The sequence below is a fragment of the Streptomyces sp. NPDC006691 genome (genome assembly GCF_042869955.1).
Lineage (GTDB): Bacteria > Actinomycetota > Actinomycetes > Streptomycetales > Streptomycetaceae > Streptomyces.
Map to the genome: position 1 here is coordinate 274,649 of NZ_JBIAGW010000010.1, position 13,878 is coordinate 288,526.

11 protein-coding genes and 1 pseudogene are annotated in these 13,878 nt (G+C 71.8%); 9 read left to right on the forward strand and 3 right to left on the reverse strand.

Annotated features, from left to right (window positions below):
- The first annotated feature begins 36 nt into the window (after positions 1-36).
- The 4 genes from ACFYNP_RS23180 (at position 37) to ilvD (ending at position 4,794) form a co-directional block, all read left to right on the forward strand.
- Entirely contained in the window at positions 37-969 is a 933-nt protein-coding gene (locus ACFYNP_RS23180) for a Ppx/GppA family phosphatase (protein WP_388420329.1), read from the forward strand.
- 122 nt (positions 970-1,091) lie between these two features.
- Positions 1,092-1,913, forward strand: coding sequence for a sugar phosphate isomerase/epimerase family protein (locus tag ACFYNP_RS23185; protein WP_388787747.1), 822 nt, complete (start codon positions 1,092-1,094; stop codon positions 1,911-1,913).
- Positions 1,910-2,548, forward strand: a complete 639-nt coding sequence (locus tag ACFYNP_RS23190; RefSeq protein ID WP_388420330.1) for a TetR family transcriptional regulator — start codon at positions 1,910-1,912, stop codon at positions 2,546-2,548. The genes ACFYNP_RS23185 and ACFYNP_RS23190 overlap by 4 nt, the downstream gene beginning before the upstream one ends.
- 395 nt (positions 2,549-2,943) lie before the next feature.
- Positions 2,944-4,794, forward strand: coding sequence for a dihydroxy-acid dehydratase (ilvD, locus tag ACFYNP_RS23195; protein WP_388420331.1), 1,851 nt, complete (start codon positions 2,944-2,946; stop codon positions 4,792-4,794).
- Between the two features lie 217 nt (positions 4,795-5,011).
- Here the strand turns inward: ilvD and ACFYNP_RS23200 are convergent, their stop codons facing one another.
- Complete coding sequence (locus tag ACFYNP_RS23200; protein ID WP_388787750.1) at positions 5,012-7,192, reverse strand: PQQ-binding-like beta-propeller repeat protein; 2,181 nt, start codon at positions 7,190-7,192, stop codon at positions 5,012-5,014.
- A 127-nt stretch (positions 7,193-7,319) separates the two neighbouring features.
- Between ACFYNP_RS23200 and ACFYNP_RS23205 the strand changes: the two genes are divergently transcribed.
- The gene (locus tag ACFYNP_RS23205) at positions 7,320-7,607 is read left to right on the forward strand and encodes a peptidase (RefSeq protein WP_388787752.1); all 288 of its coding nucleotides are present in this window, start codon (positions 7,320-7,322) and stop codon (positions 7,605-7,607) included.
- A gap of 76 nt (positions 7,608-7,683) precedes the next feature.
- On the opposite strand, the gene ACFYNP_RS23210 is transcribed toward ACFYNP_RS23205, so the two are convergent.
- The gene (locus ACFYNP_RS23210) at positions 7,684-8,190 is read right to left on the reverse strand and encodes a hypothetical protein (protein ID WP_388787755.1); all 507 of its coding nucleotides are present in this window, start codon (positions 8,188-8,190) and stop codon (positions 7,684-7,686) included.
- Between the two features lie 641 nt (positions 8,191-8,831).
- On the opposite strand from ACFYNP_RS23210, the gene ACFYNP_RS23215 reads away from it, so the two are divergent.
- The 4 genes and pseudogenes from ACFYNP_RS23215 (at position 8,832) to proC (ending at position 12,480) form a co-directional block, all read left to right on the forward strand.
- A complete protein-coding gene (locus tag ACFYNP_RS23215) occupies positions 8,832-9,641 on the forward strand; it encodes a class I SAM-dependent methyltransferase (protein ID WP_388787757.1) in 810 nt (269 codons plus the stop codon).
- 137 nt (positions 9,642-9,778) lie between these two features.
- A pseudogene (locus tag ACFYNP_RS23220) lies at positions 9,779-10,648 on the forward strand (ABC transporter ATP-binding protein).
- 132 nt (positions 10,649-10,780) lie between these two features.
- Complete coding sequence (locus ACFYNP_RS23225) at positions 10,781-11,518, forward strand: ABC transporter permease (RefSeq protein WP_388787760.1); 738 nt, start codon at positions 10,781-10,783, stop codon at positions 11,516-11,518.
- A gap of 152 nt (positions 11,519-11,670) precedes the next feature.
- Entirely contained in the window at positions 11,671-12,480 is an 810-nt protein-coding gene (gene proC, locus ACFYNP_RS23230; protein ID WP_388420338.1) for a pyrroline-5-carboxylate reductase, read from the forward strand.
- A gap of 12 nt (positions 12,481-12,492) precedes the next feature.
- Here proC and ACFYNP_RS23235 read toward each other — a convergent pair whose 3' ends face one another.
- Positions 12,493-13,224 carry a hypothetical protein gene (locus ACFYNP_RS23235; protein ID WP_388787763.1) on the reverse strand — a complete coding sequence of 244 codons (732 nt, stop codon included), beginning with the start codon at positions 13,222-13,224 and terminating at the stop codon, positions 12,493-12,495.
- Between the last annotated feature and the right edge of the window lie 654 nt (positions 13,225-13,878).

Here is a 13,878-nt window from a genome sequence, read left to right on the forward strand (position 1 = left end):
CGAGGGGGTGTCCGGACGCGCAGTAGCGTTCGGTCCATGAGACTCGGAGTCCTCGATGTGGGGTCGAACACGGTTCATCTGCTGGTGGTGGACGCGCACGCCGGTGCCGCGCCGCTGCCCGCGCACTCGCACAAGGCCGAACTGCGGCTGGCCGAACTCCTCGACGAGGACGGTGCGATCGGACCGGAGGGCATCGACCGGCTCGTCGCCACGATCAACGCGGCGCTGCTCTCCGCCGAGGACAAGGGCGTCCAGGAACTGCTTCCCTTCGCGACCTCGGCGGTGCGCGAGGCCAGCAACGTCGAGCACGTCATCGCCCGGGTCCACGACGAGACCGGCGTCGAGCTCGCGGTGCTCTCCGGCGAGGAGGAGGCCCGCCTCACCTTCCTCGCGGCCCGCCGCTGGTACGGCTGGTCGGCCGGGAAGCTGCTGCTGCTCGACATCGGCGGCGGCTCCCTCGAAGTGGCGTACGGCATCGACGAGGAACCGGACGCGGCGGTCTCGCTGCCGCTGGGCGCGGGCCGCCTGACCGCGGGCTGGCTGCCGGGCGACCCGCCGGACCCGGCCGACGTACGGGCGCTGCGCCGCCATGTGCGTGCCCAAATCGCGGGCACGGTCGGGGAGTTCACGCGGTCCGGCCGCCCCGACCACGTGGTCGCCACCTCCAAGACGTTCAAGCAGCTCGCGCGGATCGCGGGGGCCGCACGGTCCAGCGAGGGCGCCTACGTCCAGCGCACCCTGAGTCGTAAGTCACTGGAGGAGTGGGTGCCCAAGCTCGCCGCGATGACCGCCGAGCAGCGCACCACCCTGCCCGGCGTCTCGGAGGGCCGGGCCCCGCAACTGCTCGCCGGCGCGCTGGTCGCGGAGGGCGCGATGGACCTGTTCGCGGTCGACGAGCTTGAGGTCTGCCCCTGGGCGCTGCGCGAGGGCGTCATCCTGCGCCACCTCGACCACCTGCCGGTGGGCTGAGGGCGGATCGGCGCGGGGCGGGGGCGGTACGGGGCGGGCCCGGAGTTACCGGCGAGTGTGACGTTCGTCGGGGTCGCCGGACCGCCTCCCCTCCCGGCGGTGACGGCCCGTACGCTGTCTGCGTGGCAGAACCAGTGGTGCGCATCCCGGATGCGAAGGTCGCCCTGTCCACGGCCTCGGTCTATCCGGAGTCGACGGCAACGGCCTTCGAGATCGCCGCGCGCCTGGGCTACGACGGCGTCGAGGTCATGGTCTGGACCGACCCCGTGAGCCAGGACATCGAAGCCCTGCGGCGGCTCTCCGACCACCACCAGGTGCCGATCCTGGCCGTCCACGCGCCCTGTCTGCTGATCACGCAGCGGGTTTGGTCCACCGACCCCTGGGTGAAGCTCCAGCGGGCGCGGTCGGCGGCGGAGAAGCTCGGCGCCTCCGCGGTGGTGGTCCACCCTCCCTTCCGCTGGCAGCGCCAGTACTCCCGCGACTTCGTCGACGGGATCTGGCGGATGGCCGACGAGACGGACGTCAGATTCGCGGTGGAGAACATGTACCCGTGGCGCTACCGGGACCGCGAGATGCTGGCGTACGCCCCCGACTGGGACGTGACGAAGGACGACTACCGCAACTTCACCGTCGACCTGTCGCACGCGGCGACCTCCCGCATCGACGCGATGGCCATGGTCGACCGGATGGGCGACCGGCTCGCCCACGTCCACCTCGCGGACGGGCGCGGCTCGGCGAAGGACGAGCACCTGGTGCCGGGCCGCGGCACCCAGCCCTGCGCCGAACTCCTGGAGCGGCTCGCCCTGACGGGCTTCGACGGCCACATCGTCATCGAGGTCAACACCCGCCGAGCCATGTCCGCCGCCGAACGAGAGGCCGACCTGGCCGAGGCCCTCGCCTTCACCCGGCTGCACCTGGCGTCCGCGCCGGCCCGCCGCCGATGACGGACGCGGCGAACGGCACGGGGGCGGGGCCGGCCTCCCCGCGCCGGCGCGGCCGCCCGCCGCGCTCGGCCGGGGACGACGGCCCGGGCACCCGCGAACGGATCCTCGCCGCGGCCCGTACGGAGTTCTCCGGCCGGGGGTACGACAAGACGTCCATGCGCGGGATCGCCAAGGCGGCGGGGGTGGACGCGGCGCTGGTGCACCACTACTTCGGTACGAAGGAGGCGGTGTTCGCGGCGGCCATCGAAGTCGACTTCGAACCGGCGCTGACGGTGGCCGCGATCCTCGGTGACTCCCTCGACGGAGTCGGCGAACGCCTGGCCCGCCACTTCCTGGCGATCTGGGAGAACCCGGCGACCCGCACGCCGCTGCTCGCCGTGATCCGCTCGGCCCTCACGCACGAGGCGGCGGCGAAGGTGCTGCGGGGGGTGGTGCTGCGGCGCCTCCTGGAGCGGGTCGCGGCCGAGCTGTCGGTCCCCGACCCCCGGCTCCGGGCGGAGCTGGCGGCGTCGCACATGATGGGGATCGTGATCATGCGGTACGTACTGGAGCTGGAGCCCCTGGCGTCGACCCCGCCCGCCGAGATCGTGACCCTGGTGGGGCCGACCCTCCAGCGCTATCTGACCGAAGCCTGACCTGGGGGCTCCGCCCCGGACCCCGTAGGGCCAGGGGGAACCCCCATGACGGGCCGGGGTCGCCTGTACCCGGGGCTTTTAGGAGCGGGGGGAACCGCGCGACCAGCCACGCACGACCCGCACGCGAATCCGCGATTCCGTCACCGCGACTCATCTCCGCAACTCCGTCACCGCAGCTCCTCTCCCACCCCCGGAGGGTTGGGGAAGGGCGGGGAGGGGCCGAGTCCCGGGGGCCGGGGCAGCGCCCCGGCAGCCCACCCCGAGCCCCGGGGGCAGACCCGGCCGACGGGTCACATGGCGAACCCCGTGTCCCGCCATTCGGACAGCCTGTCCAGATCCTGGAGCCAGGCGTAGGCTCGCACCAGAGCAGACCCATACCTAGGAGACGAGCGACGATGCCCGAGCTGAGGTCCCGCACAGTCACCCACGGCCGCAACATGGCGGGCGCCCGCGCCCTTATGCGGGCCTCCGGTGTAGCGAGCGAGGACATCGGCAAGCCGATCATCGCCGTGGCGAACAGCTTCACCGAGTTCGTGCCGGGCCACACCCACCTCGCCCCGGTCGGCCGGATCGTCAGCGAGGCGATCCTGGCCGCGGGCGCGGTGCCGCGCGAGTTCAACACCATCGCCGTGGACGACGGCATCGCCATGGGCCACGGCGGCATGCTCTACAGCCTCCCCTCCCGCGACCTCATCGCGGACAGCGTGGAGTACATGGTCGAAGCCCACTGCGCCGACGCCCTGATCTGCATCTCCAACTGCGACAAGATCACCCCCGGCATGCTGATGGCGGCGCTCCGCCTCAACATCCCCACCGTCTTCGTCTCCGGCGGTCCGATGGAGTCCGGCAAGGCGACCCTGGTGGACGGCACGGTCCGCACGCTCGACCTCGTCGACGCGATCTCGGACGCCGTCAACGACAAGATCTCCGACGCGGACATCCTCCGCATCGAGGAGAACGCCTGCCCCACCTGCGGCTCCTGCTCCGGCATGTTCACGGCCAACTCCATGAACTGCCTGACCGAGGCGATCGGCCTGAGCCTCCCCGGCAACGGCTCGGTCCTCGCGACCCACACCGCCCGCCGCGCGCTCTACGAGAACGCGGCCCGCACGGTCGTCGAGATCACCAAGCGGCACTACGAGCAGGACGACCACACCGTCCTGCCCCGCTCCATCGCGACCCGCGCCGCGTTCGAGAACGCCATGGCGCTCGACATCGCCATGGGCGGCTCGACCAACACGATCCTGCACCTGCTCGCCGCAGCCCAGGAGGCCGAACTCGACTACGGGCTCAGCGACATGGACGCCGTGAGCCGCCGCGTCCCGTGCCTGGCCAAGGTCGCCCCGAACGTCGCCAAGAACCGTACGTACTACATGGAGGACGTGCACCGGGCCGGCGGCATCCCCGCCATTCTCGGCGAGCTGTACCGCGCGGGCCTGCTCAACGAGGACGTCCACACCGTCCACTCCCGCTCCATCAAGGAGTGGCTGGACGCCTGGGACGTGCGCGGCGGCTCCCCGTCCGCCGAGGCGGTCGAGCTGTGGCACGCGGCCCCCGGCTGCGTCCGCTCGGCCACCGCGTTCTCGCAGTCCGAGCGCTGGGACACCCTGGACACCGACGCGGCCGAGGGCTGCATCCGCGACGCGGCGCACGCGTACAGCAAGGACGGCGGCCTCGCGGTCCTGCACGGCAACCTCGCCGAGGACGGCTGTGTCGTGAAGACGGCCGGCGTGGACGAGTCGATCTGGACCTTCGAGGGCCCGGCCGTCGTCTGCGAGTCGCAGGAGCAGGCCGTCGACAAGATCCTCAAGAAGGAGATCACGCACGGGGACGTCGTCGTGATCCGCTACGAGGGTCCCAAGGGCGGCCCCGGCATGCAGGAGATGCTGTATCCGACGTCGTTCCTCAAGGGCCGCGGCCTCGGCAAGACCTGTGCGCTGATCACCGACGGCCGCTTCTCCGGCGGCACTTCGGGCCTGTCCATCGGCCACGCCTCGCCCGAGGCGGCGTCCGGCGGCACCATCGCGCTCGTGGAGGACGGCGACCGCATCCGGATCGACATCCCCAACCGTACGATCGAACTCCTGGTCTCCGACGCCGAGTTGGCGACCCGGCGTGAGGCGCTGAACGGGGTGTACGCCCCGAAGGACCGCGAGCGCAAGGTGTCCGCGGCGCTGCGTGCCTACGCGGCGATGGCGACCAGCGCCGACCGGGGCGCGGTCAGGGACGTCTCGAAGCTCGGCTGAAGCCATCGCGACAGGGACCTGGCCTGGTCTTACCTGACCTGGTCTTACTTGGCCTGGGCTCGTCTGACCTGACCTGACCTGACCTGACCTGACCTGACCTGACGGGACCTGGCCGGGTCCGACCAGGTCAGATCCCGTCCCGTCTGCCCAGGCCTGGCCTGACGGGACGTCACCAGCACTCGGCGACGGGATGTCACCAGCACCCGGCGACGGGACGTCACCAGCTCCCGATGTCCTCGGGATCTACCCCGAACACCGACCCGTCGGGGGAGGCGGCATACACCCGCCCCCCGACGGCGAGCGGCGCGGGGAGGGCGGGCGTGAAGGAGTAACGCCCTTCGCTCATACGGGGGTTGGTCTGCCCGACGAGTACACCCTTGCCCGCGTCGAAGGCGAGCAGCCGGCCGTCGGCGCCGGTCAGGAAGATCCGCCCGCGCGAGACGACCGGCCGTGAGGCGCGGGCCACCCCCGTGTCGAGCCGCCATGTCTCGTCACCGCGCACGGAGTCGACCGAGACCAGCGCCCCACCCGCCCCGAACAGATACACCGCGTCCCCGTCGACCCCGGCCTGCGCCTGGTCGAGCGGTGCGGTGAGGGTGGTGCGGCGAGCGGTGCGGGTGGCCGTGTCGAGGCGTACGACCGCCGTGGTGAACCCGCTCGCGTCGGTGGCGAGCAGCACCACGGCTCCGCCATCGGCCGCGACGGGCGTCAGCCGCCCCTTCGCGTCGGCCCGCCACCGCACCGAACCGTCGGCGGGATCGACGGCGGCGATGGAGGTGGAGCCGCCGTCACCGGAGGGCGTCACGACGTAGACGGCCGCTGTTCCCGCTTCCGGTCCCGCCTCTGCCGCCGTGCCACCGGGCGCGATCCACTGGGACCGGGGGCCGCCCAGTGTTTTCCGCCACATCTCCTTGCCCGTAACGGAGTTGAGCGCGGTGACGTGCCCGTCCGCCGCGGTGAGCAGTACCGCGCCGGCTGTGGAGCGTACCCCCGCGTACCCCGATACGTCGGCGGACCAGACCGGCTTCCCGGTCCCCGGGTCGTAGGCCCGCAACGGTCCGCCCGGAACCCTGGCCAGCACCCGGCCGCCGGACACGATGGGTGCGTAGTCGTCCGAGAGCGGCTGTTCGCCCGCCCCCGCCACGGTCCACTCGACCTTCCCGCCGATGGCGTCCAGCCGGGCCAGGGCGACGCCGGGCGCGGAACAGTACAGGGCGCCGTCGCTGCCCTTCGCCGAGCAGAAGGCCGTACGGTTCCCGCCGCCGACCGCCTTGGCGGCCCCCTCCAACTGGGTACTCCAGGGCCGGAATTGGGCGGCCTCGTGCTGCTCGGGCGCAGCGGCCACGGCCTCCGTACCGTCGGGCAGCATCCGAACCCCGACGACGCCGGCTCCGACGACCGCGACGACCCCGACGAGGACGGCGGCCCCCACGCCCCACCGGGCCCGGAGCCGGCCCCCCTTCCCGGTTTCGACGGGGACGGCGCCGTCGGCGCCGGTGCCGTCGGCGGGTCCAACGGCACCCACGGGGTTGCGAAACTGCTGGGTAGGAATATGGGCCTCGGAGCCGTACGCGGCGGATCGCAGCGCCGACATCAACTGGTCCGGGGTGGGCCGTTCCCCGGGATCCTTGGCGAGACAGCCGCGCAGGACGGGCACGAGGTCGTCGGGCACGCCGTCCAAGTCGGGCTCGTTGTGCACGACTTGATAGGCGACGACGTACGGGGAGTCGGAGTCGAACGGCCCTCGCCCGGTCGCGGCGTGCACGAGCACGGCCCCCATGGCGAACACGTCCGCGGCGGGCCCGACCTCCCGGGGCCGCTGGAACTGCTCGGGCGCCATGAAGGGCGGGGTGCCGATGAGCTTGCCGGTCTCGGTGCGCAGATCGCTGTCGTACGGCCGCGAGATCCCGAAGTCGATGACCTTGGGCCCGTCGGCGGCGAGCAGGACGTTGCTCGGCTTGAGGTCCCGGTGCACCACCCCGGCCCGGTGGATGTCCCGCAACGCCTCGGCGAGCCCGGCACCGAGCCGGCGCACCTCGACGGCGTTCAGGGGTCCGTCCTGCTTGACCCGCTCGGCGAGGGTGGGGCCGGGGACGTGCAGGGTGGCCATCCAGGGCCGCTCGGCGTCGGGGTCGGCGTCGACGACGGAGGCGGTGAACGCGCCGCTGACCCGTCGGGCCGCCGAGACTTCCTGCCGGAACCGGGCCCGGAACTCCGGGTCGGCGGCGTGCTGGGCGTGCACGACCTTGACGGCGAGCCGCATGCCGGACGGCGACGTGGCCAGATGCACCACCCCCATGCCGCCCGAGCCGATGACGGTTTCGAGCCGGTACGCCCCGACGGACTCCGGGTCGTCGTCACCCGGCGCCCCGAACCCGGCACTGCGCGGCGACGCCATGGCCCACCCCCATGTGTCCGGTTTACGCGTACGCCCGACGGAGCCTAGTCGATGGGCCTTAAGGGCCCCCATGGCGCTTGCTAGCCTGCGTGTTGCACACAGAGTGAAGCCAATGGGGGAGTTGGACATGACAGCAGAATCGGCCGAAACGACGGCGTCGGGGTCGGTGCACCGCTACCCGGTGGCCCCGGGCTGCGAACTGAACGTACGCAGTGGCCCTGGCACGGGCTACTCGATCGTGGACGTCCTGCCGCTGGGCGCGACGGTCCCGGTGAACTGCCAGACCCCGGGTACGCGCGTCACGGGCCCCTATGGCACGTCGAACATCTGGGACAACATCGGCAACGGCCGGTTCGTCGCGGACGCGTACGTGAAGACGGGCAGCGACGGTTACGTAGCCCCCCGCTGCGGCTGACCCGGCCGTACCCGGGCGCCCTCACCTACTCCGGCTGGCTGCTACCGCCGACTACATCCGGCACTACTTCCGGCAGCTACTTCCGCTTGGGGCGCTTACGCGTCGCGGGGTTGTTCTTGCGGCGGGTCCATTGGGCGAGGGCCGCTTCGTATTCCTTGCGGTGCAGGGCTTCGCCGGGAGCCTCGGTGAAGGTGCGGGCGGCGTAGGCCAGCAGGGAGCCGATGAAGCCGATGGCCTTGAGGCCCTGGAGGGAGCGGTCCGCGTCCGGGTCGGCGGGGCGGGTCGAGAAGCCCTCCCAGGTCTTGCGGAAGGCCATGGCGCTACAGATCGCGAACATCACGACCACCAGCACGTTGACGAACGAGCCGGTGTTCGCGAGCTGCAAGCCCTCGTAGGCGAACCGCAGGACGAAGCACGCCGCCGCCGCGGCCACGAGCGCCCCGATCCCCGCGCCCACCCGGCGCAGCCCGTAGCCCCCGTCGTGGTCCACCCAGGTGGTGCCGAAGAATCGGATGGCCTCGGGCTGGGGCCCGACGGGGCTGCCCCCGCGCGCGGCGTCGCTTTCGCCCTTGTTCTCGGTCATGACCTCGATTATCCCCGAGCACCGGCACCGGCACCGGCACCCGGCAGCCGACCGAGGCGCTCACCTCACGCTGGGGTCGGTTTTGGGCTCCGCGGGACCGGTGGTGGTGGTTGGGACGTGAGCACGACATGCGGCGGCCGGCCGGAGGCGGGCGGCCACCTCACCCGGAGTCGGATTCGGGCACTGCTGGTGGTGGTGTGGTCAGGGGCGCGGGGGGACTGCGCGAGCGGCCATGCGCGGTCGGCGGTTGAGAGCGGTTTGTCCTCGGCGGGGTCGAGGCCCGGCGTGTGAACCCCGGGCCCACAGAGGGGCGCGGGGAACTGCGCGACAAGCCACGCACGGTCGGCAGCCGAAAGGAGGGCCCGCCGACCCAGGGCGAAGGAATCCGCTCGCCCCGGCCCACCGAGGCCGTAGGCAACCACGCCCCCACCCACCTGCGGCCCGAGGCCAAACATGACCGCCGCCCCCGAACCCGAACCCGTCAAGGGGCAGCCCTCAACGGGCAGCCGACAGCGGACAACGTGCCCCACAGGCCACAGCCACAGGCCACAGGCCCCCGAACCTCTCGGCGCGGTGGAACGGGCCGGCGGGCAGGTGAGAAAACCCCCACCCCCACCCCCCCGCACGGCAAACTCCCCCCCATGACCCAACCCCGCGCCCACTCCTTCAACGCCGCCGCAGCCCAATACGCCGCCAACCGCCCCTCCTACCCCCCGGCCCTCCTCGACGCCGTCGAGGCACTCGCAGCCCACCCCCTGCGCAACGCGCACGTCGCGGACGTCGGCGCCGGCACCGGCATCGCCAGCACCCTCCTGCACGCCCGAGGCGCAAGGGTCACAGCGGTGGAACCCGGCGACGGCATGGCCGCCGAGTTCCGCAGGAACAACCCCGACATCCCCCTGGTACGGGGCGACGGCAACCACCTCCCCCTCGCCACCGCATCCGCGGACTTCATCACGTACGCCCAGGCCTGGCACTGGATCGACCCGGCGAAGGCGGGCCGGGAAGCCCGCCGAGTGCTGCGCCCGGGCGGCGCACTCGCCCTGTGGTGGAACCACACGGACCACTCCGCACAGTGGCTCGCGGACCAGGACGCCCGAATCCGCGCCTTCTTCCAAGTGGACCGGCCGGCCCACACGGACCCGCCGACCCATGCAGGCCGCCCGGGTCAGCCCAACCGCCCCGAGCCCACCCAACGAGGCGACCACCCCTGGACCGACATCCCCGGCCTGAACTTCACCGAACGCAACATCCCCCACACCCGCAAGGTCCCCCTCGCCACCCACCTCGCGAACCTCGGCAGCCACTCCGCGTTCCTGGTCATCGGCGAGGAGCGGACGCAGGAGTTCATGACCCGCGAGCACGCCGTACTGAGCGAACTCTTCCCCGACGGCACGATCGAGGAGAGCTACGTGGTCCACCTGCGCCTGGCCCGCAACGACGGCCCATGACAGCCACGACGACCACGACGGCCCATGACAGCCGCGACGATCACGACGGCCCACGACAGCCGTGGCGGCCACGACGACCACGTCGACCCCCGGACGGTCCTTGACGCCCAAACCCGCCCGGGCGCACTATTCATCGCATGGTGAATTATGGCCCGCACCTTCCGGGCAACGGCACCACCCCCGAGCAGCCGGCCGGCCCCCGCCCCGCCGTAACGGCGAACGCCCTCACGGTCGTACGAGGCAGCCGCAAAGTCCTCCAGAGCCTGGACTTCACCGTTCCGCGGGCCCGCATCACCGGTCTCCTCGGCCCCTCCGGCTGCGGAAAGTCCACCTTGATGCGGGCGATCGTGGGCACCCAGGCCAAAGCCACCGGCACGCTCACGGTCCTGGACGCCCCCGCGGGCACTCCCGCCCTACGTCGGCGCATCGGTTACGTGACCCAAGCCCCGTCCATCTACCAGGACTTGACGGTGCGTCAGAATCTGGACTACTTCGCAGCAGTACTCCACCCCGCGCGCACCCACGGCGAACTTCACGCGGAAGCCCAACCTGCCCGAGCTCATCCGGCCCGAGCCCGCCCAGCCCGCGCCGAAGCCCGCGCCGCCCGCGCCGAAGCCGTCGCCCGAGCCATCGAGGACGTCGACCTCACCAGCCACGCCGACCACCTGGCCGGCCGGCTCTCCGGCGGCCAGCTGAGCCGGGTCTCGCTGGCCGTCGCCCTGCTCGGCAGCCCTGAACTGCTGGTCCTGGACGAACCGACCGTCGGCCTCGACCCCGTACTCCGCCGCGACCTGTGGGCCCTGTTCCACTCCATCGCCACCACGCGCGGAACCACCCTCCTGGTGTCCTAGCACGTCATGGACGAAGCGGAGCGCTGCCACCGCCTGCTCCTGCTCCGCGAGGGCACACTCCTCGCCGAGGACACCCCCGACGCCTTGCGCACCCGTACGGGCACCGAAACCGTCGAAGAGGCCTTCCTGCACCTGGTGGACGAGGCCGCCCGATGACCGCCGCCCCCTCGGGCAACTCCGTGGACGAGGCCGCCCGATGACCGCCGCCCCCTCGGGCAACTCCGTGGACGAGGCCGCCCGATGACCGCCGCCCCCTCGGGCGCCCCCTCACCCCGACGAGGCAACCCCATGACCGCGTCCCGCACCCTCGCGACCGCCGCCCGCGTCCTCCGTCAGCTGCGCCACGACCCCCGCACGATCGCGCTGCTCCTGATCGTCCCGTCCCTGATGATCGTCCTGCTCCGGTACGTGTTCGACGGCAGCCCGGCCGTGTTCAACAGCATCGGCGCCGCACTGCTCGGCATCTTCCCGCTGATCACGATGTTCCTGGTGTCCTCCATCGCCACCCTGCGCGAACGCACCTCCGGCACCCTCGAACGCCTCCTCGCCATGCCGCTGGCCAAAGGCGACCTCATCGGGGGCTACGCCCTCGCCTTCGGCGCGATCGCCGTACTCCAGTCGCTCATCGCGACGGGCATCGCCCTCTGGCTGCTCGACCTGAACGTCACCGGCTCCCCGTGGCTGCTCCTCCTGGTCGCCCTCCTCGACGCGCTGCTCGGCACGGCCCTCGGCCTGTTCGTCTCCGCGTTCGCGGCATCGGAGTTCCAGGCGGTCCAGTTCATGCCGGCGGTGATCTTCCCCCAGCTCCTGCTCTGCGGCCTGTTCACCCCGCGCGACACGATGCAGCCGGTGCTGCGCTGGATCTCCGACGTCCTGCCCATGTCGTACGCGGTCGACGCGATGACCCAGGTCCTGCACCACTCCCATCCCACGGCCGCCTTCGCGCGGGACGCCGGCATCGTGGCCGCGGTGGCGATCCTGGTCCTGGCCCTGGGCGCGGCCACCCTGCCCCGCCGCACCCCATGAACCCGCACCTGCCTGGCTGCCCACCTACCGGGCCATCAGCCCCGTAACCGCGTAAGGCCGCGCCCCCGTACCGCCCTTCGGACGCCCCCTTCGGCCACCCGCCCCCGATGCGAGGATGACGTCACGAACGCCGCACCACCTGGAGGGTGACCATGACCCAGACCGTCGCAGTCCTCGGCACCGGCAAGATCGGCGAGGCCCTCCTCAGCGGAATGATCCGGGCCGGCTGGCACCCGGCCAACCTCCTCGTGACCGCCCGCCGCCCCGACCGTGCCGCGGAACTCCACAGCCGCTACGGCGTGGACGCCGTCACCAACGCCGAGGCCGCCAAGCGCGCGGACACCCTGATCCTCGGGGTGAAGCCCCAGGACATGGGAACGCTCCTGGACGAACTCGCCCCGCACCTCACCAACGACCGCCTGGTGATCAGCGCCGCCGCCGGCATCCCGAGCTCGTTCATCGAGGCCCGACTGGCCGCCGGCACCCCGGTCGTACGCGTCATGCCGAACACGCCCGTCCTGGTCGACGAGGGCATGTCGGTGATCAGCGCCGGCAGCCACGCCACGCCGGACCACCTGGCCCATACGGAGGAGATCTTCGGCGGCGTGGGCAAGACCCTGCGCGTGCCGGAGTCGCAGCAGGACGCGGCAACGGCCCTCTCCGGCTCGGGCCCGGCCTACTTCTACTACCTGGTCGAGGCCATGACGGACGCCGGCATCCTGCTCGGCCTGCCGCGCGCCCAGGCGTACGACCTGATCGTGCAGTCCGCGATCGGCGCCGCCGTGATGCTGCGCGACAGCGGCGAGCACCCGGTGAAGCTCCGCGAGGCGGTGATGTCCCCGGCCGGCACGACCATCAGCGCCATCCGCGAGCTGGAGAACCACGGTGTACGGGCCGCCCTGATCGCGGCAATCGAAGCCGCCCGCGACCGCAGCCGCGAACTGGCCTCCGGCAACAGCTGACCCGGCCCGCAGCTAGCCCTTCTTGTACGGCCGCCGCACCACGGCGGCGGCCATCCCGCCCCCGACGAGCGCCAGCGCACCCCCGGCGATCAGGCTCAGCACCCCGACGGGGGTGTCCGGGAGCGCGGCCCGCGCGGCCTCGAACGCGTTGTCCCCACCGTGGCCACGCCCGGAAGACGAGCCATCTGCCGAGCCACTTGCCGAGTCACTTGCCGAGCTGCTGGTCGAGTCGCCCGCCGAACTGCCCGCGGACCCGACTGACCCGACCGACGGAACCACCGAGACCGCCGAGGCCGACGAGACCGACGTCGACATGAGAGCGGCGCCACCCGAGCCGGCCACAACAGCGCCCGCCGCCGCCCTCGTCGCCGAGCTCGACGGGGCAAGGGCTGTCCCGCCCCCCGTCGCAGCACCCGGCGCAGCACTTGTCCCGGCGCCGGCCACGGCACCCCGACCATGCACAGCCCCGGGCGACCGCACCGACCTCAGGTCCGCCGCGAGCTGCAACCCGCTGTGCAACTTCGCCTCCAGCCGGACCACCTCCTCGGACAAGCCGCCGCTGGTGGCGCTCCGGAGCCGCTGGATCTCGCTCAGGGTGCCCTTGTTGACCACGTCGACGACCCGCAGCCGCATCTGGGCGATCCGCTCATCGCCGTTCACGGCGTGCGCGGCCCCGGGCACGACAGCCATCCCCACCAGGAGGAAGGTCGCGGCGGCCACGGCAATCCGAAGAAGAGACCTCATACTCGCCAAGCTAGGACGCAGGGCAGCGCGAGGAGATCAGCCGTCCCGCCAGGCCTGCCTCCGCCGAAAGTACGAGGGCGGGGCGCCCGGGTCCGCCGCCCCGCCCTCGGACCACATCTCGGACCCCCTCAGACCACCTCTCGTCCGCTCCCTCGAACCGCTCCCGCAGACCGCCGCCGATCACCCCTGGGGGAGCCCCGACCGAGGGTTGACACGGCCATCCCCGGTACGTAGTGTTCTCCGAGTTGTCCGACGTGAGCGCCGACCCCGGTCGGTCCCCGGACAGCCATTCCGCACCAACCACTTCTTATGAACGACACCTAGTCGTCTCGTTTTTCGTGCGCTTTTGCGAAATGAGGAATCCGCGTTCGAGAACGCGCCCCGATTGGCGTCGGGGGCCAGGATTCCGCTAATGTCTCACTCGTCGGAACGGCCCAACCGCCGTGAAGACAAGCCGACTTGGCCCGGGGAGACCGGGAATCGGGCCCGAAAGGATCTGATAGAGTCGGAGCCGCCGGAAAGGGAAACCCGAGAGGGAGAACCTGAAAGGCACCGAGGAAATCGGACACGAAAGAGTCTGATAGAGTCGGGAACACGAAATACCGAAGGGAAGCGCCCGGAGGAAAGCCCGAGAGGGTGAGTACAAAGGAAGCG

Coding starts and splice junctions, on each gene's coding strand:
- ACFYNP_RS23180 (WP_388420329.1), top strand. CDS start 37: ATGAGACTCGGAGTCCTCGATGTGGGGTCGAACACGGTTCATCTGCTG.
- ACFYNP_RS23190 (WP_388420330.1), top strand. CDS start 1,910: ATGACGGACGCGGCGAACGGCACGGGGGCGGGGCCGGCCTCCCCGCGC.
- ilvD (WP_388420331.1), top strand. CDS start 2,944: ATGCCCGAGCTGAGGTCCCGCACAGTCACCCACGGCCGCAACATGGCG.
- ACFYNP_RS23200 (WP_388787750.1), bottom strand. CDS start 7,192: ATGGCGTCGCCGCGCAGTGCCGGGTTCGGGGCGCCGGGTGACGACGAC.
- ACFYNP_RS23205 (WP_388787752.1), top strand. CDS start 7,320: ATGACAGCAGAATCGGCCGAAACGACGGCGTCGGGGTCGGTGCACCGC.
- ACFYNP_RS23210 (WP_388787755.1), bottom strand. CDS start 8,190: ATGACCGAGAACAAGGGCGAAAGCGACGCCGCGCGCGGGGGCAGCCCC.
- ACFYNP_RS23215 (WP_388787757.1), top strand. CDS start 8,832: ATGACCCAACCCCGCGCCCACTCCTTCAACGCCGCCGCAGCCCAATAC.
- ACFYNP_RS23225 (WP_388787760.1), top strand. CDS start 10,781: ATGACCGCGTCCCGCACCCTCGCGACCGCCGCCCGCGTCCTCCGTCAG.
- proC (WP_388420338.1), top strand. CDS start 11,671: ATGACCCAGACCGTCGCAGTCCTCGGCACCGGCAAGATCGGCGAGGCC.
- ACFYNP_RS23235 (WP_388787763.1), bottom strand. CDS start 13,224: ATGAGGTCTCTTCTTCGGATTGCCGTGGCCGCCGCGACCTTCCTCCTG.